This is a genomic window from Nocardia sp. NPDC059177, from assembly GCF_042755165.1.
In the GTDB taxonomy this organism is placed as follows: Bacteria; Actinomycetota; Actinomycetes; order Mycobacteriales; family Mycobacteriaceae; genus Nocardia.
In genome coordinates this window covers 59,041-80,155 of record NZ_JBHZBX010000006.1, presented here as the reverse complement: position 1 = coordinate 80,155, position 21,115 = coordinate 59,041, and the positions used below count along the sequence as shown (strand labels likewise).

At 70.2% G+C, this 21,115-nt stretch carries 17 protein-coding genes; 10 read left to right on the top strand and 7 right to left on the bottom strand.

Annotated features, from left to right (window positions below; genetic code table 11):
* Window positions 1-2: 2 nt before the first annotated feature.
* From ACFXK0_RS09745 to ACFXK0_RS09735, 3 genes are all read right to left on the bottom strand, one after another.
* Window positions 3-1,376 carry a TIGR02678 family protein gene (locus ACFXK0_RS09745; protein WP_379409596.1) on the bottom strand — a complete coding sequence of 458 codons (1,374 nt, stop codon included), beginning with the start codon at window positions 1,374-1,376 and terminating at the stop codon, window positions 3-5.
* An 82-nt stretch (window positions 1,377-1,458) separates the two neighbouring features.
* Complete coding sequence (locus ACFXK0_RS09740) at window positions 1,459-2,964, bottom strand: TIGR02677 family protein (protein WP_379409820.1); 1,506 nt, start codon at window positions 2,962-2,964, stop codon at window positions 1,459-1,461.
* A gap of 131 nt (window positions 2,965-3,095) precedes the next feature.
* A complete protein-coding gene (locus ACFXK0_RS09735) occupies window positions 3,096-4,235 on the bottom strand; it encodes an XRE family transcriptional regulator (protein WP_379409595.1) in 1,140 nt (379 codons plus the stop codon).
* Window positions 4,236-4,568: 333 nt separating this feature from the next.
* Here ACFXK0_RS09735 and ACFXK0_RS09730 point away from each other — a divergent pair, with 333 nt between their 5' ends.
* Window positions 4,569-4,874, top strand: a complete 306-nt coding sequence (locus ACFXK0_RS09730) for a hypothetical protein (RefSeq protein ID WP_379409594.1) — start codon at window positions 4,569-4,571, stop codon at window positions 4,872-4,874.
* A gap of 96 nt (window positions 4,875-4,970) precedes the next feature.
* On the opposite strand, the gene ACFXK0_RS09725 is transcribed toward ACFXK0_RS09730, so the two are convergent.
* Window positions 4,971-5,855, bottom strand: a complete 885-nt coding sequence (locus tag ACFXK0_RS09725) for a PAC2 family protein (RefSeq protein ID WP_379409593.1) — start codon at window positions 5,853-5,855, stop codon at window positions 4,971-4,973.
* 140 nt (window positions 5,856-5,995) lie between these two features.
* On the opposite strand from ACFXK0_RS09725, the gene metH reads away from it, so the two are divergent.
* The 8 genes from metH (at window position 5,996) to hisG (ending at window position 17,236) form a co-directional block, all read left to right on the top strand.
* Window positions 5,996-9,592 carry a methionine synthase gene (metH, locus tag ACFXK0_RS09720; RefSeq protein WP_379409592.1) on the top strand — a complete coding sequence of 1,199 codons (3,597 nt, stop codon included), beginning with the start codon at window positions 5,996-5,998 and terminating at the stop codon, window positions 9,590-9,592.
* A gap of 150 nt (window positions 9,593-9,742) precedes the next feature.
* Entirely contained in the window at window positions 9,743-11,533 is a 1,791-nt protein-coding gene (locus ACFXK0_RS09715; protein ID WP_379409591.1) for a protein kinase, read from the top strand.
* An 80-nt stretch (window positions 11,534-11,613) separates the two neighbouring features.
* A complete protein-coding gene (locus ACFXK0_RS09710; RefSeq protein ID WP_379409590.1) occupies window positions 11,614-12,285 on the top strand; it encodes an HAD family hydrolase in 672 nt (223 codons plus the stop codon).
* A 177-nt stretch (window positions 12,286-12,462) separates the two neighbouring features.
* Window positions 12,463-13,326: an arpA protein gene (locus ACFXK0_RS09705; protein ID WP_379409589.1), complete on the top strand. Its 864-nt coding sequence runs from the start codon at window positions 12,463-12,465 to the stop codon at window positions 13,324-13,326.
* 12 nt (window positions 13,327-13,338) lie between these two features.
* Complete coding sequence (locus tag ACFXK0_RS09700) at window positions 13,339-14,154, top strand: class I SAM-dependent methyltransferase (protein ID WP_379409588.1); 816 nt, start codon at window positions 13,339-13,341, stop codon at window positions 14,152-14,154.
* Window positions 14,155-14,163: 9 nt separating this feature from the next.
* Entirely contained in the window at window positions 14,164-15,984 is a 1,821-nt protein-coding gene (locus tag ACFXK0_RS09695) for a choline/carnitine O-acyltransferase (RefSeq protein WP_379409587.1), read from the top strand.
* An 80-nt stretch (window positions 15,985-16,064) separates the two neighbouring features.
* Window positions 16,065-16,328 (top strand): phosphoribosyl-ATP diphosphatase, encoded by a 264-nt coding sequence (locus tag ACFXK0_RS09690; RefSeq protein WP_278264520.1) that lies wholly within the window; start codon window positions 16,065-16,067, stop codon window positions 16,326-16,328.
* A 56-nt stretch (window positions 16,329-16,384) separates the two neighbouring features.
* A complete protein-coding gene (gene hisG / locus ACFXK0_RS09685) occupies window positions 16,385-17,236 on the top strand; it encodes an ATP phosphoribosyltransferase (protein ID WP_379409586.1) in 852 nt (283 codons plus the stop codon).
* Window positions 17,237-17,253: 17 nt separating this feature from the next.
* On the opposite strand, the gene ACFXK0_RS09680 is transcribed toward hisG, so the two are convergent.
* Window positions 17,254-18,171: a RecB family exonuclease gene (locus ACFXK0_RS09680; protein ID WP_379409585.1), complete on the bottom strand. Its 918-nt coding sequence runs from the start codon at window positions 18,169-18,171 to the stop codon at window positions 17,254-17,256.
* A gap of 133 nt (window positions 18,172-18,304) precedes the next feature.
* Here ACFXK0_RS09680 and ACFXK0_RS09675 point away from each other — a divergent pair, with 133 nt between their 5' ends.
* Window positions 18,305-19,138, top strand: coding sequence for a tRNA (adenine-N1)-methyltransferase (locus ACFXK0_RS09675; protein WP_379409584.1), 834 nt, complete (start codon window positions 18,305-18,307; stop codon window positions 19,136-19,138).
* On the opposite strand, the gene ACFXK0_RS09670 is transcribed toward ACFXK0_RS09675, so the two are convergent.
* Together ACFXK0_RS09670 and ACFXK0_RS09665 are read right to left on the bottom strand one after the other, a co-directional pair.
* Window positions 19,101-20,435 carry an acyltransferase family protein gene (locus tag ACFXK0_RS09670; protein WP_379409583.1) on the bottom strand — a complete coding sequence of 445 codons (1,335 nt, stop codon included), beginning with the start codon at window positions 20,433-20,435 and terminating at the stop codon, window positions 19,101-19,103. The two genes, ACFXK0_RS09675 and ACFXK0_RS09670, sit on opposite strands and share 38 nt — an antisense overlap.
* A gap of 139 nt (window positions 20,436-20,574) precedes the next feature.
* Window positions 20,575-21,105: a hypothetical protein gene (locus ACFXK0_RS09665; protein ID WP_379409582.1), complete on the bottom strand. Its 531-nt coding sequence runs from the start codon at window positions 21,103-21,105 to the stop codon at window positions 20,575-20,577.
* Between the last annotated feature and the right edge of the window lie 10 nt (window positions 21,106-21,115).

The following is a 21,115-nucleotide window of genomic DNA, read 5'->3' as shown; positions in this document are numbered from 1 at the left end:
GCTCAGTTCCCTCCCACTCGGGTGCCGCCGCTGGTCTCGGCGGCGGTGACGAACAATTCCTCGGTCTTGCGCACCCGCACGGTGACCACCGCGCCCCGGTACCGGGCCAGCGCGGGCAGCACGAGTACCCCGTCGGGGACCGGCCGGAGCAGCCGCAGCTTGGTGAGCAGCGCCAGCACCTCGGTGGTGAGCGCCCCGGTATCGGCCTGCCACTGCGCGGCGAAGGTCGCGCCGTAGCGGTCGGTGAGCGCGGTGACCGTGCCGGCGACCCAGGTGTGAGCCAGGAACGGATAGCTCACCGGTTCGGTGTCCTCGGCCGGGTATTCCGTTGTGGTGGTGACTGTTTCGATGTCCTCGGCGAGGGGCGCGAAGACGCTCGACTCCGGGATGGCCGCGTCGAGCTGGGCGAGCAGATCCTCGGCATCGGTGCCGGGTGCCGGTCGGCGCGACACCGGATTGTCGATGTCGAGAACCGTGTCGGCGATCTCCCCGATCAGCAGCAGCGCCACCTGGGCGAGGGTGCCGGTGCCGGGGAACCGGGTGTCGGAGAGCCGGCCGGAGGTGTCGATCAGCGCCACCCCCTCGGCGCGGCGCTCGGCGCGCAGGCCGGTGCAGTACTCCACCTCGCTGACCACCCGGTCCTGACCGAGCAGCGCGCGCTCGGCGGGGGCGAGATCGTCGAAGTAGACGACCGGGCGCTCCACCAGGGCGCGGCGCACCCGGCGGGCCTGATCGGCCGGTGCCTGTTCGGTGTCGTCGGCGAGCAGCCCGCGCACACTGTGCAGGTGTTGCAGTGCGCGCGGTGGCCGGAACAGCGCGAACACCACCGGGCGGTCGATGTCGTAGAGAGCCTCACCGGCTTCGGGGTCGCTGGCCCAGCCGCCCGCGTCACCGTCGGCCAGGGTCAGGGCGCCGCGCGCGCCGAGCCAGCCGATCGCGTCGACGAAGGCGTCCCGGTCGGCGGCGCGCTCGGTCGACAGGTCCAGTCCGTCGATACGGCTCGCGTAATCGGCCACGTGCTCGGCCAGCTCGGACAGCGTGATCTGATCACCGGCGCGCCCCAGCGCCGCCAGCGCCAGCGCGAGATAGGCGTAGCGGCGGCGATCGAAGACCCGGTCGTTGACGCTGCGCGCCGGACGCGCGTCGTCGAGCCGGTCGTGCACGGGATACAGCCGGGCCGTGGTCTCGGTGACCTCGAGCCGGTAGCCGAACAGCTCGGCCAGGTCCTCGCGCAGCTCGGTGGCCCAGCGGCGCACCAGCGGCAAGGCGATCCGGTCCGGATGGACCCGGGTCACCAGGTGATTGGCCAGCATCACCCGCGCGGCACGCTGATAGCTGTCCAGGGCGAGCGCATCGATCCGGCGCTGCTGTCTCATCGGGCCACACCTCGTCGCAGGGCGCGCTGATGACTCGCCGACCGTCGCACGAGGGCACGCGCTTCGGGCCGGTAGCGGGCATTCATCGGGCCGCACCTCGTTTCACCGTGGCGCGCACCTCGAGTCGCCGGTTGTTCAGGTGCAGCAGCCCGGCGGCGGTGCGGATCACCGTCGACCCGTCGCACGGACGCACCGTCAAGGTGACGCCGTTGTCGGATCCGGTGGTCCCGTCGACCCGCCCGCTCACCGGTACCCACGCCGTGGAGGCCGCGTCGAGCAGCCGCAACAGCACCTCGGTCTCGCGCTGATCGAGCACCCGTTCGTGCACATTGCCCCCCGCCAGCGACGCCGCGGCCATCGCCCGGTCCCGCTGCGCGGCCAGCTGGGCCTCGCGCAGCCGCCGCACGCTCGCGTCGTTGCGCGCGATCCGGGCCGGTGCGCCCGCGGCCGGTGCGCGACCGGTCTCGGCGAGGGTCCGTGAGATCTCCAAAGGTGGTGCGTCCCACCAGGATCGGCTGTTCGGGACGAGTTCGGCGTCGGGATGTTCCAGGGCCAGATGCCGTGGCCTGCCCAGCCCGAACACGGCGTCGTAGAGCGCGTGCGCGCCCGCCGTGGTCGGGGTGTCGACGAACCAGGCGGCCAGATGCCGCAGCGCCGACTCCCGGCTGACCCCGCCGCGGCGCGTCTCGGTCACCCGGCGCAGCAGCGACAGCACCGCCGCGATCGCGCTCATCGTCGCCTCCCGCAGCCGGTCGGCCTCGCACGATTCCCCCGGTTCGCCCGCGGTGACGAACCAGGTGCGCAGGCCCGCCCAGCGTGCGCGCCAATCCGCTTCGCGTTCGGCCGGGCTCACCAGCACCCGCTCGTCACAGCTCGCGGCCCGGCGGATCAGCGCGTCGACCCCGGTCTGCTCGACCTCGCCGATCGCGGCCGCCAGCCGTGGCGCGAACCGGGCCAGGTCCATGCTGAACTCGCGCATGTGGGCCAGCAGCGCGTCCTTGTGCGCGAGGAACGACTCGGGCGTGATCTCGGTGGTCCGCACCAGATCGCCCAGCGAGAGGTAGAAGTGCGCGGCCCGCGCCGCCAGATCGGTGAGGGCGGCGTCGAGCCTGCGCAGCGTGGTGTAGACGCGTTCGGCGTCGCCGTCGCGGTTGGCCGTGGCCAGGGTGCGCAGGTCGGCGAGCAGTTCGGGCAGGACCAGCCGCGACAGCGACGCCTCGTCCATCCGGGCCGCCAGCACCCCGGCCACCGCCCGGTAGGCCTGGAAACCGGCCTGGGCGAACTGGTAGACGTAGTGCCGGTTGCGGTACTCGGCCAGGGTGGCGGCGCGGGTGCCGTCGTAGCTGCGTTCGAGCACGCCCCAGCGGTGCAGCTGCTCGAGCAGCGGGCCGATCTCGGCCGAGGGCAGCGGCACACCGGCGGGCGCGACGTCGCCGGTCCGGGCGCCGGACTCGGTCCGGGCGATCCAGTCGGCGACGTCGTCGGCGTGCAGCAACACCACATAGGCGGCGCGGGCGCTGTCGAAGGCGCGCAGCACCCGCAGGTAGTCCGCGCGCTTCTCGGCGGTCGCGAACGAGAACAACCGCAGCCGTTCGTCCCACAGGGCGGGCACGGCGCTGGGCAGGCCGTCGGCGGAGTCGGTCACCGTAGAGAGGGTAGTGGTGTCCGGTCCGTGCTCCGCCCGACCCGTCCCGGATCGGCGTGCCATCGCCCCCGCGCTCACCCGACGTTGAGTGAGCGCAGTTGCTCGAGGAAGGTCTGGGTGCGCGGATCGCCGGGGAAGCGTTCGATGATCTCGCGCGCCGCCTCGCCGGCGATCCAGGCCAGCGACGGCAGCGACTTGCGACCCGGGGTGAACGCCGCGACGCCCTCCTCCACGGCCCGCTCCAGATCGCGGTCGCGCACGGCGACCACGGCCAGGGTCAGCCGCGCCTCCGACACCCGCATCGGATTGCGCACGCTGCCGTCGGGGCGGGTCGAGTCGCTGATCACCTGGTGGGCATAGCGTTCGGCGAGCCGGTCCTGGCCCGCTACCCGGCAGCAGTCCATCGCGTAGAAGTCGAATTTCGTTGCGTCGATGACGAAATGGTTGTCCAGATCGGCCGGATGACCCATCCGCGACAGGATCGCCCTGCCCTCGTCGAGCGCGGTCTGCACCGCGCGCCGGTCACCCAGGCGCGCCCAGCCCTTGGCCCGCTGCGCGGCCAGCTGCACCCCGACACTCATCGAGGTGGTGCCCGGCATCGCCTTCTCCGAGACATCGATCGCGCCACGAAAGTTGCCCTGGGTCAGGGCGAACCAGGCCGACATCTCCGCCGCCCACCCGATGATCTCGGGATTGCCCGCCTCCCGGCCCAGCGACTCCGCCGCCCGGCGGGTGGCCTCGGCGCCACCGCGCCGGCCCAGGTCGTAGTCGACGCAACCGACCAGCAACGCCACCCAGCCCGCCAGCACGAGGATCTCCCGATGCTGGCCGAGGGTGAGCCTGCCGTCGAGCAGTGAGGTGATCCGGCGCAGCCACGCGGTGCCCTCGGAGTGCAGCGCGTGCGGATCGGCGTAGGCGTATTCACAGCACAGCCGTTCGGCGGTGATCCGCACCGCCTCCAGGGTCGCGCTGTTGACATCGGACATTCGCAGCCGGCCGATGAACTCCAAAGTGTCCATACCCGTTGCGGATAACAGCTCGTCATCCCGGTTCGGCCGGGCCTTGGGGAAGAACGTGGCCGTGACGGTGTCGAACGCGGCCGCGATGATCGGCGCGTAGAACTCGTCAGGTCGCGATTCTCCGGATTCCCAGCGGCGCCAGTTGCGCAGCAGAGTACTGTCCGTTGGCAGGTTGTGGGAGGACTTGGCACGCATCGCGCGGACGGCATCGGCTTGCGACCACCCCCTCGCGTCACGTTCCGAGCGCATCCGGACAGCCCAGACGGGTCGATCATCAGTTGCGGTCACGGCGGTAGTATTCCACCAGTTAACGTTCGGCGTCCCGGATAGGGCATGTAGATGTCATCGGTTTGACATCTGCTGCCGCGGGCCACGATTGCGCATGCTGGTAGCAGGTGCTCGGCCCGAGACCGGACGCCCGCTCCGCAGGAGAGCTTGCGGGGCAACGCAGTACCCCCGCGCCGCGCACCGGCGCGGCGCGGGGGGATCCGACAACAGAACAGCGATCCCTATCCAACGGAGGTTCGGGTGGAAGCGTTGATCTATGGATACTTGCGTGACGATCTGGCCGAGGGCCAGGGCGATCAATTGGAGGATGCGCTACGTAGCCTCGCGGCTACCGCGGGGATGTGTTTCGCCGCGACCTTCCACGAATCGACCGCAGGAGACGGCGCCGCGTTCGCCGAGCTCACGCAGGAACTCAAGCGCGCCGACGCGCACCACGTGGTGGTGCCGTCGCTGGATCACCTTGCCGGCCAGACGATTCCGCGTGACCTGCTGATCGCCAAGCTGGCACACGAGGCGGCCGCCCAAGTGCTCACTCTGGAGGTGTAGCCATGGCGGGCACCGACGGATCCGAACCGCCACATCGGTAACGACCGCGAGGCCGGGCGCAGGCAGCGCCCGGCAGCGGGGGAGCAGGCGATCGAACTACAGACCGAAACTGCCGGGGCCACGCCTGCGCAGATACTTCTCGAATTCCGCCGCGATGGCATCGCCGTCGATCTTCGACATCGTCTCGTTGAGATCGATCGCCGCGTCGCCGCGCTCCTCGAGCGAGCGCACGTACTCGTTGATCTCCTCGTCGCCCACGGTCATCTCGTTGACCGCGGCTTCCCACTCCTCGGCCTGCTTGGGCAGCTCGCCCAGCGGGACCTCGATGTCGAGGACCTCCTCGACCCGGTGCAGCAGCGCGATCGTCGCCTTCGGATTCGGCGGCTGCGACACGTAGTGCGGGACCGCGGCCCAGAACGAGACCGCGGGTACCCCGGCCTTGACGCACTGGTCCTGCAGCACCCCGGTGATCCCGGTCGGTCCCTCGTAGCGGGTCTGCTCCAGGCTGAACTGCTCGGCCGCCTCCGGGCTGTATGCCGAACCGGTCACCGGCACCGGGCGCGTGTGCGGGGTGTCGGCCAGCAGCGCGCCGAGGATCACCACCGTCTCCACACCCAGCTGCTCGATGAACTCGAGCAGGTCGTTGCAGAAGCTGCGCCACCGCATATTGGGCTCGATACCGCGCAACAGCACGACGTCGCGATCGCTGCCGGGGGGCGAGCACACCGACAACATGGTCGAGGGCCACTGGATTTCCCTGGTCACCCCGTCCACCTGGCGCACTGTCGGCCGGTTCACCTGATAGTCGTAGTAGTCCTCGGAATCGAGCTCGGCCAGCGGCTCGGCATCCCAGAGCAATTCCAGATGCTCGACCGCGCCGCTGGCGGCGTCACCGGCATCGTTCCAGCCCTCGAAGGCCGCGACCAGCACGGGATTGCGCAACGTCGGCAGTTCCGTCTCGGGGGTCTCACTGGCATCCACCCGGTCAGCCTAGTGTCTCGTGCGAATTGTTTTGTGGTGACCGGCGCTGTTGCGTGTTTCGGCGCTCGCGCTGTGGCCGGGGCCACTCGAATCACCCGCAGTGGTCTTACGCGTCGGTGGCGCCCACTAGTCTTGGATACATGTCTGCGTCCTTGCCCACCGGGTTCGATACCACGCTCCTCGACACGCTCCGGCGGCGTGTCGTCATCGGCGACGGTGCGATGGGCACGATGTTGCAGGCCGCGGATCTCACGCTCGACGATTTCCGTGGCCTCGAGGGATGCAACGAGATCCTCAACGACACCCGTCCCGATGTGCTGGCCGACATCCACCGCGCCTACTTCGCGGCGGGCGCCGACGCGGTGGAGACCAACACCTTCGGCTGCAATCTGCCCAACCTGGCCGACTACGACATCGCCGACCGGATCCGCGATCTGTCCGAGCGCGGTACCCGCATCGCCCGCGAGGTCGCCGACGAGATGGGCCCCTCGGCCGACGGCGCCCCGCGCTACGTCCTGGGTTCGATGGGCCCCGGTACCAAGCTCCCGACGCTGGGGCACGCGCCGTTCGTCTCGCTGCGCGACGCCTACACCGAGGCCGCGCTCGGCATGCTCGACGGTGGCGCCGACGCCATCCTGGTCGAGACCTGCCAGGACCTGCTCCAGGTCAAGGCCGCGATCACCGGCAGCCGCCGGGCCATGATCGCGGCTGGCCGCCGGATCCCGATCATCACCCACGTCACCGTGGAGACCACCGGCACCATGCTGGTCGGCAGCGAGATCGGCGCGGCGCTGACCGCGCTGGAGCCGCTCGGCATCGACATGATCGGCCTGAACTGCGCCACCGGCCCCGACGAGATGAGCGAGCACCTGCGGCACCTGTCGCGGCACTCGCAGATCCCGGTCTCGGTGATGCCGAACGCCGGTCTGCCGGTCCTCGGCGCCAACGGGGCGGAATACCCCTTGACGCCCGAGGAGCTCGCGATCGCGCTCAGCGGTTTCGTCTCCGAGTTCGGTCTGGCGCTGGTCGGCGGCTGCTGCGGCACCACTCCCGAGCACATCCGCCAGGTCGCCGAGGCCGTGCGCGAGGTGGAGACCACGCTGCCCGCGATCGAGCAGCGCCGCGCGCCCGAGCACGAGCCCTCCGTGTCGAGCATGTACACCGCGGTCCCGTTCGAGCAGGACGCCTCGATCCTGATGATCGGCGAGCGCACGAACGCCAACGGCTCCAAGGCTTTCCGCGACGCCATGCTGGCCGAGGACTGGCAGCGCTGCCTCGAGATCGCCAAGGACCAGACCCGCGACGGCGCGCACATGCTCGACCTGTGCGTCGACTACGTCGGCCGCGACGGCACCCAGGACATGAACGAGCTCGCCTCCCGGCTGGCCACCGCCTCGACCCTGCCGATCATGCTCGACTCCACCGAGCCGCCGGTGCTGCTGGCCGGTCTGCAGCATCTGGGCGGCCGGTGCGCGGTCAACTCGGTGAACTACGAGGACGGCGCGGGCCCGGACTCGCGCTTCCAGCAGATCATGCGGCTGGTGTCCGAACACGGCGCCGCGGTCGTCGCGCTGACCATCGACGAGGAGGGCCAGGCCCGCACCGCCGAGCACAAGGTCGCCATCGCCGAACGGCTGATCGCCGACATCACCACCAACTGGGGTCTGCTCGAGTCCGACATCATCGTCGACACCCTGACCTTCACCCTCGGCACCGGCCAGGAGGAGTCGCGCCGCGACGGTCTGGAGACCATCAACGCGATCCGCGAGCTCAAGCGCAAGCACCCCGATGTGCAGACCACCCTGGGTCTGTCCAACATCTCCTTCGGGCTCAACCCGGCCGCCCGCCAGGTGCTGAACTCGGTGTTCATGAACGAATGCGTCGACGCCGGCCTGGATTCGGCGATCGTGCACGCCTCGAAGATCCTGCCGATGAGCCGGATCCCCGACGAGCAGCGCCAGACCGCCCTGGACCTGGTCTACGACCGCCGCACCGAGGGCTACGACCCGCTGCAGAAACTGATGGCCCTGTTCGAGGGCGTCTCCACCGCCTCGTCGAAGGCCTCGCGGGCCGAGGAACTGGCCGCGCTGCCGCTGTTCGAGCGGCTGGAGCGGCGCATCGTCGACGGCGAGCGCAACGGTCTCGACGTCGACCTGGACGAGGCGATGCAGTCGGTACCGCCGCTGCAGATCATCAACGAGACGCTGCTGTCGGGCATGAAGACCGTCGGTGAGCTGTTCGGCTCGGGCCAGATGCAGCTGCCGTTCGTGCTGCAGTCGGCCGAGGTGATGAAAACCGCGGTTGCGCACCTGGAGCCGCACATGGAGGCCACCGACGACTCCGGCAAGGGCCGGATCGTGCTGGCCACGGTCAAGGGCGATGTGCACGACATCGGCAAGAACCTCGTCGACATCATCCTGTCCAACAACGGCTACGAGGTGGTCAACCTCGGGATCAAGCAGCCCATCGCCACCATCCTCGACGCCGCCCAGGACAAGAAGGCCGATGTGATCGGCATGTCCGGGCTGCTGGTGAAGTCGACGGTGGTGATGAAGGAGAACCTCGAAGAGCTCAACACCAAGGGCGTCGCCGACCAGTTCCCGGTGCTGCTCGGCGGTGCCGCGCTGACCCGCTCCTATGTGGAGAACGACCTCACCGCGGTCTACGACGGCGAGGTGCACTACGCCCGCGACGCCTTCGAGGGGCTGCGGCTGATGGACGAGATCATGACCGTCAAGCGCGGTGGCGGCCTCGATCCGGACAGCCCCGAGGCCGTCGCGGCCCGGCAGAAGGCCGCCGAGCGCAAGGCCCGGCACGAGCGGTCCAAGCGGATCGCCGCCGAGCGCAAGGCCGCCGAGGTGCCGGTCGTGGTGCCCGAGCGCTCCGATGTCGCCGCCGATCTGCCGGTGCCGACACCGCCGTTCTGGGGCACCCGCGTGGTGAAAGGCCTGCCGCTGCAGGAGTATTCGGGTCTGCTCGACGAGCGCGCGCTGTTCCTCGGGCAGTGGGGGCTGCGCGGGCAGCGCGCCGGTGACGGCCCCACCTACGAGGAGCTGGTGGAGTCCGAGGGCAGGCCGCGGCTGCGGGCCTGGCTGGACCGGCTCGCCACCGAGGGCGTGCTCCAGCATGCCGCGGTGGTCTACGGCTACTTCCCCGCGGTGTCGGAGGGCGACGATGTCATCGTGCTCACCGAGCCCGAACCCGATGCGCCGCAACGGTATCGGTTCACCTTCCCGCGGCAGCAGCGCGACCGGTTCCTGTGCATCGCCGACTTCATCCGCTCACGCGAGCAGGCGCGCGCGACCGGCCAGGTCGACGTGCTGCCGTTCCAGCTGGTCACCATGGGGCAGCCGATCGCCGACTTCGCCAACGCCTTGTTCGCCGGCGACAGCTACCGCGACTACCTCGAGGTGCACGGCATCGGCGTGCAGCTCACCGAGGCGCTGGCCGAGTACTGGCACCGGCGGGTGCGCGAGGAACTGACCCTGGACGGGCAGTCCGTCGCCGACGACGACCCGGCCGACATCCAGGAGTACTTCAAGCTCGGCTACCGCGGCGCGCGCTACTCCTTCGGGTACGGCGCCTGCCCGGAGCTGGAGGACCGCGCCAAACTGGTCGATCTGCTCGAGGCGGGCCGGGTCGGGGTGACGCTGTCGGAGGAACTGCAGCTGCATCCCGAGCAGTCCACCGACGCGTTCGTGCTGCTGCATCCGGAGGCGAAATACTTCAACGCCTGAGTGAGAGTGGTCACCATCGGCCGTTGCGGCCCAGGGCCCCGCTGTTCGGGAGTCAAAGCAAACCAGCTCAGCACGTAGGATTTTCACAAGTTTCACCCCGCTGTGGCGCGGAGGGCTGGACGACTCGCGGGTAAGCAGGAGGGGCACACCATGACATCGGATCGGTTGATCGCGGGACGATACCGGCTCACCGACCCGATCGGCACCGGCGCGATGGGGGTGGTGTGGCGCGCCACCGACGTCCGGCTGCGCCGGACGGTCGCGGTGAAGCAGGTGCTGCTGGGCGCCGGGCTGACCGGATCCCAGGCACTGGAGGCCAAGCTGCGCGCGATGCGCGAGGGCCGGATCGCCGCGCGCCTGCACCATCCCAACGCCATCACCGTCTTCGACGTCGCCGAGGAGGACGGTCAGCCGTGGCTGGTCATGGAGTACATGAACGCGCCCAGTCTCGCGGTCAAGCTGGCGGGCGGGACGACCCTGCCGCCGATCGAGGTCGCCGGGATCGGCGCGCAGGCCGCGGCGGCGCTCTCGGCCGCGCACGACGCGGGGATCATGCACCGGGACGTGAAGCCGGCCAATCTGCTCGTCGGTGACGACGGCACCGTCAAGATCACCGACTTCGGTATCTCGCACGCCACCGGCGACGTCACCGTGACGGCCACCGGATTCCTCGCGGGCACCCCCGCCTACCTGGCGCCCGAGATCGCCCGCGGCGACAATCCGAAATCGGCCGCCGACGTGTTCGCCCTCGGCTCGACGCTCTACGCGGCCGTCGAAGGCGCGCCGCCCTTCGGCGAGGGCGACAACCCCCTGGCGGTGCTGCACGCGGTGGCCCGCGGCGTCGTCCCGGAGCCGAAACAGGCCGGACCGCTCGGTCCGGTGCTGATGTGGTTGCTGACCGCCTCCGCCGACGATCGCCCGACCATGGCGCAGGCCCGCACGGCCCTCGAAGACGTTGCGGCGGGCCGGGTTCCGGCCGTGCCGAGCGCCTCGGCGACGAGGGTGCTGCCTGCGGGGGAACTGCCGCCCCAGCCCGCCACCCCGGGGTCCGGTGGCGCGAAAGCCGGTGCGGCCGCCCTGCTGGGTAGCGGACTCGCCCTGGCCAAGTCGGCCCGCTCGGCGATCAGCGGCCGCAACAGCGCGGTACCGAGCCCGGTGGGCCAGGCCGCGGCCGGTGATCCCGGGCTGGTCCGTCCGCGCGACGCGGTGGTGGAGAGCTCGCCGCGCGTCGAGGCACCGGCCACCGTCGCCGCAGCGGGTTCGGGGCGACCGCCCGCGTTCCCCGCGCCGCCCGCCCGTCCCGGCGCGGCGAACAACAATCGCGCGATTCTGTTGCTGGCGGCCGCGGTCGCGGCGTTCACCGTCATGCTCGTGGTCCTGGTGGTCACCCGCGACCGCGGCGGTGCGCCGGAGCAGCAGGCGCAGGCCACACCGTCGCCCGTCACCGTGACGACCGTGGTCGACGGCAAGGTGAACACCGTCGTCATCGTCCCCGAACAGGAGACCGTGACCGTCTCGGCCACCGCGCCGGCCGCGTCCAGCACGCCCGGACCGTCGTCGAGTGTGCCGCCGAGCAGCACGACCACCACGGCGAAGCCGACCAGCACGACCATCACCACCACGCCGTTCGGCCCACCGAGCGCCGATCGGATCGGCCAGTTCATCGCCGGCTACTACGGCATGCTGCCGGGCAATGTCGGCGGCGCCTGGGCGCAGCTGGCCCCGGGCTACCAGGCCCAGACCGGCGGCTACGGCGCGTACTCGTCGTTCTGGTCGTCGGTGCGCTCGGTCAGTGTCGGTTCGATCACTCCCAGCGGCCCGAACCGGGCGGTGGTCTCGCTGACCTATCACCTCACCAACGGCTCGGTGACCTCGGAGAACCGGTGGATCGAGGTCAGCGGTGACGCGGGCGAGCTGCGGATCGCCGGGTCGGGCTTCTGATCGGCACCCGCTACCCTGAACGCGGCCCGGCGACCGCCGCGGCTGTCGAACACTGTCGAGATCGAGGCGGGGGACACCAGGTGAGCGCGCGACCGGCCGCGGTGCTGTGGGACATGGACGGCACGCTGCTCGACTCGGAGAAGCTGTGGGATGTCGCGGTGCGCGAGCTCGCCCGCGAACACGGCACCGAGCTGACCGACGCGGTGCGCCACGCGCTGATCGGCGCCTCCGGCCCGAACGCGCTGCGCATCCTGTTCGACGGCATCGGCGTCGAGGCGACCCCGCCGGTGCTCGCCGCCGCGGGGGAGTTCCTCGAACAGCGGGTCACCGAGCTGATGCTCGGGCCCATTCCGTGGCGTCCCGGCGCCAAGGACGCGCTCGCGATGGTGCGCGCGGCGGGGCTGCGCTGCGCGCTGGTGACCAACACGAAACGTTCACTCGCCGAGTACGGTCTCGACACACTCGGGCGGGATTTCTTCGACGCCTCGGTGTGTGGCGACGAGGTCGAGCACGGCAAGCCCGATCCGGCGATCTACCGGCGTGCGGCCGAGCTGCTCGGGGTCGATCCGGCCGACTGTGTGGCGATCGAGGATTCGGTGACCGGTGCGCTCGCCGCCCAGGGCGCGGGGTGCGGACTGATTGTGATCCCGTGCGAAATCGTGGTTCCCGAGGTGCCGGGGCGGGTATTCCGGGAAACGTTGGTCGGATTGTCGGTGCGTGATCTGTGCGCCGCGCTCGATGCGCGTGTCTGACCTTCACGGCGCCGTGATGTGATTCGCCGGTGCCCCGGCGTGATTCGCCGTTTATAGTGCAACGTGTTCCAAAACGATTGTCGCACAGCACAATTCGGCTGTCTGTGATCTGCCCGGAATAGGCCGGATTTTCCCGAACAGGCGGCGCGAGTCCGGAAGTTACCGCACACTGGACACATGACAGGCACGCGGGGGCTTGACGAAATCGTCGATATCGCACGGTATCCGCTGACCGACCTCGACGGTCCGGGCAGACAGGCGGCCATCGATGCCGCCCGGGCCGAACTGGCCGAGGACGGCTGTACGGTTCTGCGGGAATTCCTCCGCCCCGAACTGCTGGCGACGTTGCAGGCCGAGGGCGAGCGGATCGCGCCGCACGCCCACTACCAGGTCGAACGGGTCAACGCCTACAACATCCCGCTCGACGCCGACCTGCCCGCCGACCACCCGGCGCGCATCGTGCTCGACCGCGGCAACGCCTTCGTCGCCCGCGACCGCATCCCCGCCGACGCGCTGATCCAGCGCCTCTACACCGATCCGGTGTTCCAGCGCTTCGTCGCCGACTGCTTCGAACTCGGCGAGCTGCACGAATTCGCCGATCCGCTGGCGGGTCTGTGCCTCAACGTGGTCGAGCCCGGAATGTCGCATCCCTGGCATTTCGACACCAACGAATTCACCGTCAGCATGCTCACCCGGCGCCCCGAATCCGGTGGTGTCTTCGAATACTGCCCCAACATTCGCGACCCGCACGCGGAGAATCTCGACGACGTGCGGGCCGTGCTCACCGGCACCGGCGAGCGGTTCGTCCGCGCGCTCGAGCTGCGCCCCGGCGACCTGCAGCTGTTCAAGGGCCGCTTCTCCCTGCACCGCGTCACCGAGGTGGCCGGTGCGGGCCAACGACATTCGGCGATCTTCGCCTACACGGACCGGCCAGGGGTGATCGGCACTGTCGAACGCACCAGGCAGCTGTTCGGCCGTGTTCTGCCCGACCACGTGGCCGCCGCGGCCGACGCCGTCCGAGGTGACCGACTGCTCGACTGAGAGGAACCGCCCATGTCCGTCCCGTTGGACACCAATGGCAAAGCATCCTTCGACGACATCTACGAAAGTCCGGATCCGCGTGCGTACTTCGCGCGGATGAACGACCTGGACTACCGGATTCCGGAACTGGCCACACCGCACTTCCAGGAACAGTTGCGGCAGTTGCGGGCCGCCCGGCCGGACCGGATTCCGACGGTGCTCGACCTCGGCTGCTCCTACGGGGTGAACGCGGCACTGCTGCGGACCGGCACCACGGTCGAGGAGATGGCAGGCCACTACCGCGACCACGCCGACACCGACCGGATCGGGCTGATCGCCGCGGACCGGGAGCGGTTGCGCGCCGACCGGATGCCCGACGTACGCTTCGTCGGGATGGACGCCGCACGCCCGGCGCTGACCTACGCCCACGCCGCCGGATTCCTGCACGACTACGTGCACGCCGACCTCGAGGCCACCGAGCCCACCGAGGCCCAGCGACGTGTGCTCGCCTCCGCCGATCTGGTGATCTCCACCGGATGCGTCGGCTACATCACCGAGAAGACCCTGTCCAGGGTCGTCCAAGCCGATCCGCGCAAGCGACCGTGGATGGCGCACTTCGTGTTACGGATGTTCGATTTCGGTCCCATCGCCGAGGAACTGGCCGCGCTCGGCTATCGCAGCGAGCAGCGTCCGGGTATGTTCCAGCAGCGTCGGTTCGCTTCGGTCCAGGAACGCGAGCAGGTACTGGATGCGTTGGCGGCCAAGGGAATCGACACCACCGACCACGAAGCCGAGGGCTGGCTCTACGCCAACCTGTTCCTGTCCCGCCCGCATCCCATCGAGACCTGAGGACCTGGATTGAACCAACCCACGTTCGCCGCCGAAGACACACTGCCCCGGGTGCCGCTGCCGACCCTGGAGGACAGCTGCGCGCGGTTCCTGCGGTGGTGTCAGCCACTGCTCGGCGCCGAGGAATTCGCCACCACCGAGGGCGCGGTAGCCGAGCTGCTGCGCCCCGGTGGGGCCGGGCGAACCCTGCACGCCGCGCTGGCCGAGTACGACGCCACCCCCGGCGTGGGCAGCTGGCTCGACCAGTTCTGGCCCTCGCGGTATCTGGGCCGTCGCGACCGGATCGCGCTGAACGCCAACTTCGTGTTCCTGTTCCGCGACGACACCCCGCTGGCGGCCTCGACCGTCGCCGGGCAGACCGAACGGGCCGCCGCGCTCATCGGCGCCGCTGTCGACTACAAGCTCGCCCTCGACGCCGAGCGGATCCCGCCGGTGACCCAGCGCGGGCAGCAGCTGTCGATGTGGCAGAACGAGTACCTGTTCGGTGAGACCCGGATCCCGGGCGAGGAACAGGACACGGTGCGCAAGGCCTACAGCGCCGAGCAGCCGGGGCCCGCCGCCGCGCGCCACATCGCGGTGTTCTACCGCGGCAACATCTTCCGGATGGACGTCGTCGGAGTCGACGGCGCGCCGTACGCGTTCGACGATGTCGTCGACGGGCTGCGCGCGGTGATCAAGGCGGGCACCAAGCCCGCCGCCACCGACACCGCCGTGGGACACCTCACCACCAAGGCGCGCGCGGAATGGGCGCGCACCCGCGCGACCCTGCGCACCGAGCCGGCCAATGTCGCCGCCTTCGACGAGATCGAGACCGCGCTGTTCGCGGTGTGCCTCGAGGATTTCGCCCCGCGCGACGAACTGCACGCCACCGACCAGCTGCTGCACGGTGACAGCGCCAACCGCTACTTCGACAAGTCGGTGTCGTTCATCGTCTTCGCCGACGGCCAGACCGGTATCAATGTCGAGCACTGCGGCCTCGACGGCACCACGGTGCTGTCTTTCGTCGACGCGCTGCTCGAGCGCACCGCCCAGGACCACGCCGAGACCAGCGGCGCGCGCGCCCAGGGCCTGCCACCGGTGGAGCCGATCGAATTCGTGCTCGACTCGGCCGCGCGGGCCGATATCGCCGCGGCGGGGGCCGACTTCGCGCGCTTCGCCGCCGACACCGCCACCTCGCTGGTCTCCTTCGACGACTTCGGCACCGCGGCGGCCAAGCAGCTTTCCATCTCGCCCGACGCCTTCGCCCAGCTGGCCTACCAGCTCGCGCACCGGCGAAGCAAGGGCCTGACCGGGGCCACCTACGAGTCCATCGCCACCCGGCAGTTCCGCAACGGCCGCACCGAGGCGATGCGCGTGGTCACCCCGGAGATGGTGGCCTTCGTCGACGCCATGGCCGACGACGCGGCCGACCGCGAGACCAAGCTCGCCGCCGCCCGCACCGCCGCCACCGCCCACGTCGGGCGGGCCAAGGAATGCCAGGCAGGCCAGGCACCCGAGCAGCACCTGTGGGAGTTGCAGTGGATCCAGCGGCGCCGCGGCGCCGAACTGGGCGTCGCCGACGAGCAGATCGCGCTGTTCGACAGCCCCGGCTGGACGATCATGCGCGACGACTACCTGAGCACCAGCTCGGCGCCGTCGGTGCACATCCGCTACTTCGGTTTCGGCTCCACCAGCCCCCGCTGCATCGGCATCGCCTACGTGCTGCTGCCGGATCGCTGGAACATCTACCTGGCCACCCCGAAGTCGGTGTCCGACCAGATGTACGCCTTCGCCGACCACCTGCGCACTTCGGTCGCGGATCTGCGCGAACTGCTCGCGGCGGACTCCTGACCGGTTCCCGCGCACCGCGGCCCCAGGTGGTCGCGGTGCGCGGGAAAACGGGTCGCGGGGGTGTGAAACAATCATTCATCGTGAAGAACTTCGAATCCCTGTTCGCCGAGCTGACCGAGCGTGCCCAGACCCGTCCCGAGGGGTCGGGCACCGTGGCCGCGCTGGACGCCGGCGTGCATTTCCAGGGTAAGAAGGTGCTCGAGGAAGCCGGGGAGATCTGGCTGGCCGCCGAGCACGAGAGCGACGAAGCCCTCGCCGAGGAGATCTCCCAGTTGCTGTACTGGCTCCAGGTGATGATGGTGGGTCGCGGGCTGAAGCTCGAGGACGTGTACCGACATCTGTGACGGCTGAGCCGTCCGGTCGACACCTCCTCCACTTCTTCTTCCGAAAGGACCATCCGATGTTGCGCGTCGCCGTTCCCAACAAGGGCTCGCTCTCCGAATCCGCCACCTCCATCCTCAGCGAGGCCGGGTACCGCAAGCGGACCGATTCCCGCGATCTGACCGTGCTCGATCCGGCCAACCAGGTCGAGTTCTTCTTCCTGCGCCCCAAGGACATCGCCATCTACGTCGGCTCCGGTGAGCTCGACCTCGGCATCACCGGGCGCGATCTGGCGCTGGACTCCGGCGCGGCGGTCAGCGAGCGTCTCGCGCTCGGCTTCGGCCGCTCCACCTTCCGCTACGCGGCGCCGGCCGGCGAGGACTGGAAGGTCGAAGACCTCGCGGGCAAGCGCATCGCCACCTCCTACCCGAACCTGGTGCGCGCCGACCTCGCGCGCGTCGGCATCGAGGCCGAGGTGATCCGCCTCGACGGCGCGGTCGAGATCTCGATCCAGCTCGGCGTCGCCGACGCCATCGCCGATGTGGTCGGTTCCGGGCGGACCCTGCGTCAGCACAACCTGGTGGCCTTCGGTGCGTCGCTGTGCGATTCGGAGGGCGTGCTGATCGAGCGCACCGACTCCCCGCGCGACGACCGCGCCCGCAACCAGCTCATCGCGCGCATCCAGGGTGTGGTCTTCGCCCAGCAGTACCTGATGCTCGACTACGACTGCCCCAAGTCGCTGCTCGACGACGCCGTCGCCATCACGCCCGGCCTGGAGTCGCCCACCGTCTCCCCGCTGACCGACCCCGACTGGGTCGCGGTGCGCGCCCTGGTCCCGCGCAAGCAGGGCAACGAGCTGATGGACCGCCTCGCCGATCTGGGCGCCAAGGCCATCCTCGCCACCGACATCCGCTCCTGCCGCGCCTTCTGACCCGATCCACCCGGATCTCAGACGTCCTCGGCGGGCCTGACCTCGGGGACGCCCAGCGCGACCGGTGCCGAATCCTGTTGTGGCCAGCCCGGATACGGCGGTGGGGTGCCGCCGAACTCCGGGCACAGCGGCTTGAATTCGCAGAACTTGCACAGGGCGTTGCGCTGCGGGGGGAAGTCGCCGGTGCGGCCCGCGTCGAGCACGGCCCGCCACAGGGCGGTGAGAATGCGTTCGAAGCGGTCGAGTTCGTCGCGGTCGGGGCTGTAGGTGAGCAGGATCTTGTCGGCGAGATAGATCAGGCGCAGCTGGGCGGGCAGGATGCCGCGGGTGCGCAGGATCACCAGCGCGTAGAACTTGAGCTGGAACAGCGCGCGGGCCTCGTGCAGCGGGCCGGGGGAGCGCCCGGTCTTGTAGTCGACCACGCGCAGCAGGCCGTTGGGCGCCACATCGATCCGGTCGACGAACCCGCGCAGCGGGATATCGCCGTCGAGCACGACCTCGACCCGCTCCTCGAGCGATTCCGGCTCGAACCGGCGCGGATCCTCGAGTTCGTAATAGCCATCGACCAGCCGGCGCACCTCCGCGAACAGTGCCTCCGGGCCGCCCTCGGCCACGAGGTGGTCGAGCCCGTCGCGCTCGCCGCGCACACGCTCCCACGCGGCCGGGACCAGCTCGGCGGCTCGCTCCGGATGCCGTTGCGCCGCAGGTAATCCGAACAGGTCCTCGAGCACCGCGTGCACGACCGTGCCGCGCACCGCGGCCCGCGACGGCGGCTCGGGGATCCGATCGATCGCCCGTAACCGGTATTTCAGCGGGCACTGCTTGAAATCGCTTGCCCGCGAAGGCGACAGCGCCGGGCGCGACCGCGGGGCCGCGCCGCCGGGGGCGTCGCAGGCCGCGCTGTCGATGAGGGACACGGGCACCGGTACTGACATACACCGCACAGTATCGGCACCCACCGACACCGATCGCCCGGATCCGGTCGCCGCGCCACGCCTCACCCCGTGCGGTGGGCGCTGCGCCCGGCCTGGCAGGCTGGAGGTTTCATTCGAAGAAGAACGGAGATCCATGACGGCCAGACGGACCGGTCCATTCGCCATCGGGGACCGGGTGCAGCTGACCGATGCCAAGGGGCGCCTCTACACGGTGCTGCTCGAAGAGGGTAAGGAATTCCATACCCACCGGGGTGGCATCAAGCACGACGACCTCATCGGCACCGACGAGGGCACCGTCGTGAAGTCCACCAACGGCACCCCGTATCTCGCGCTGCGTCCCCTGCTGGTCGACTACGTGCTGTCGATGCCACGCGGCGCGGCGGTGATCTACCCCAAGGACGCCGCCCAGATCGTGCACGAGGGCGACGTGTTCCCCGGCGCGCGGGTGCTCGAGGCGGGCGCCGGTTCGGGCGCGCTGACCTGCTCGCTGCTGCGCGCCGTCGGCCCCGAGGGCGAGGTGATCTCCTACGAGATCCGCGACGACCACGCCGAGCACGCCGTGCGCAATGTGGAGACCTTCTTCGGTGGACGGCCGGAGAACTGGTCGCTCACCGTCGCCGATGTGGCGCAGTACGAGGGACCGCAGGTCGACCGGGTGGTGCTGGACATGCTGGCGCCGTGGGACGCGCTGCCCGCGGTGTCGAAGGCACTGGTACCCGGTGGCGTGCTGATCGTCTACGTCGCCACCGTCACCCAGCTGTCGAAGGTGGTCGAGGCGCTGCGTGAGCAGGAGTGCTGGACCGAGCCGCGTTCGTGGGAGTCGATGGTGCGCGGCTGGCACGTGGTGGGTCTGGCCGTGCGGCCCGAACACCGCATGCAGGGACACACGGCGTTCCTGGTGAGCGCGCGGCGCCTGGCCGAGGGCACGGTCACACCGAAGCCGCAGCGCCGTCCGTCGAAGGGCTGAGCGCGGCGCCGGCCGGCCGCGCGCGGGTGAGCAGGCGCGCGGCCACTAGTCCGGCGGCGGCGCAGGCCAGCCAGCGCGCGCCTTCGGCGGTGAGCCCGAACCGGGTGGCCTGCAACAGTGCGCAGCCCGCCGCGATCACGGCCAGGACGGTGGCCGCGGAGTATCCGCCGCGCACCGGCCGGACCGCGTCGTCCCACCAGCGCAGCGGGGTGTTCTCCAGGCCGCGCAGGATCAGGAACAGCAGCGCCGTCAGCGCGACGGTGAGCAGCAGCTGTCCCGCGGTGAGCACCCAGAATCCCGGCTGACCGGGCTGGGTGCGGTGCAGGCCGGCGAGATGACCGAGCACCAGCACCGTGAGCAGTACCGGCATGTGCCACAGGTACAGCGTCATCGCGCCGGTGTTGCCGATCACCGTCAGCCACCACACCCGCGGCCGGGCCGCCAGGCGCCGCAACCACGGCGCCGCGGCGACGGCCGCGCAGCACAGCACCACCGCGTGCCCGGCCAGCAGCAGCGACGGCGGCGCCAGATTCGACAGTCGCTGGCCGGGCACCGTGACCATGCTCAGCTCGTAGGGGCCGACGGCGACCAGCACCGCATCGAGGACCAGCACGACCGCGGCGAGCACCGCGGCGGTGCGCCGGAGGATCAGTCCCCGCAGATAGCCCAGGCCGAGCACCGCCGGGATCAGCCAGACGAGAAAATTCACATAACCGAGCTCGGCGGGGCCGCCGCCGAGGCGGACCGCGTCGATCACCGCGGCCAGCAGCACCAGCGCGGCGACCGCAGCAAACATCCGGCGACCGGTCGTGACGAGGGCCGCCAGGGCCGGTGTGCAGGCCAGGACCACCAGGTACACCCCGAGAAACCAGAGCAGCTGGACGCTGGTGACCGCCAGCGGCCGATGCCAGCCGGGCGCGAGCACCCGCTGCGCCACCGCGACCAGGACCGCCGAGACCACCAGGAAGTACCCCAGCGGCCGCACCAGCCGCTGAGTCCGCCGGAACAGCCATGCGCCCCACGAGGTCCCGGGCCCCAGGCCGCGCGCACCCGCGGCCACGCCGGCGAAGAAGAACAGCGGCAGCACCTGCAACACCCAGGTCAGCGCCTGGAGGACCGGGAGATCGGCCAGGACGTTACCGAACTCGACCCGGTCACCGTCGAGCACCAGGGTCAGCATCAGGCAGTGCCCGGCGATCACCACCAGCAGCGAGGACAACCGCACCAGATCCAGGAACCGGTCCCGATCGGGCGGGGTGTGCGCCGCGACTGTCGCGACACCGGGAAACACGTTCATGGCACAGACCATCGCAGAATCCCGCCCGCGCGCACAGCGCAGAACTACTCAGACCGCGCGGGGCGGGTGCTCAGCGGCGCGCAGCGCGCAAAAAACCCGGGTCGCCGTATTTCGGGGCGACCCGGGTGTCGGGGGACGCTCAGGCGGGCGTGCAGGGCGCCTGGGCGAAGCCGAGCAGCAGGCAGCCGCTGGTGTCGGAGATCTTCCAGGTGCCGTCGACCTGCTCCCAGGTGACCGGGAAGGCGGGGGCCGTACCGTGCGGCGAGGTGATGGTGACATCGGCGGTGGCGGTGTTTCCGCTGGTCACGACGTTGTCGACGGCGAAGGTGAGGGTGTAGCCGGCGAGCATGCCGTTCATCTGGTCGATATTGGCCTTGCGGCTCTCGCCGTTGACGATCAGCTTCGACTTGTCGTCGGTGGACACCGCCGGGTCGCCGAACTGGACCAGGGTGGCCTTCAAGGTCTCGGCGCTGGGGGCGCCCGCGGTCTCGCCGGACGGGGCCGGAGTTGCCGAATCGCTGGACGGAGCGGCCGCGATACTGGTACTGCTGCTGGTGGCGTTCGTCGAGGAATCATCGGAGTCGCCGCAACCGGTCAGCCCGACGGTCACGGCGAGTGCCGCGGCGGCGGTAGCGACGGTGACACGGATCGCGCGGGTAGGAAGGAGCATGCTCAGCAAC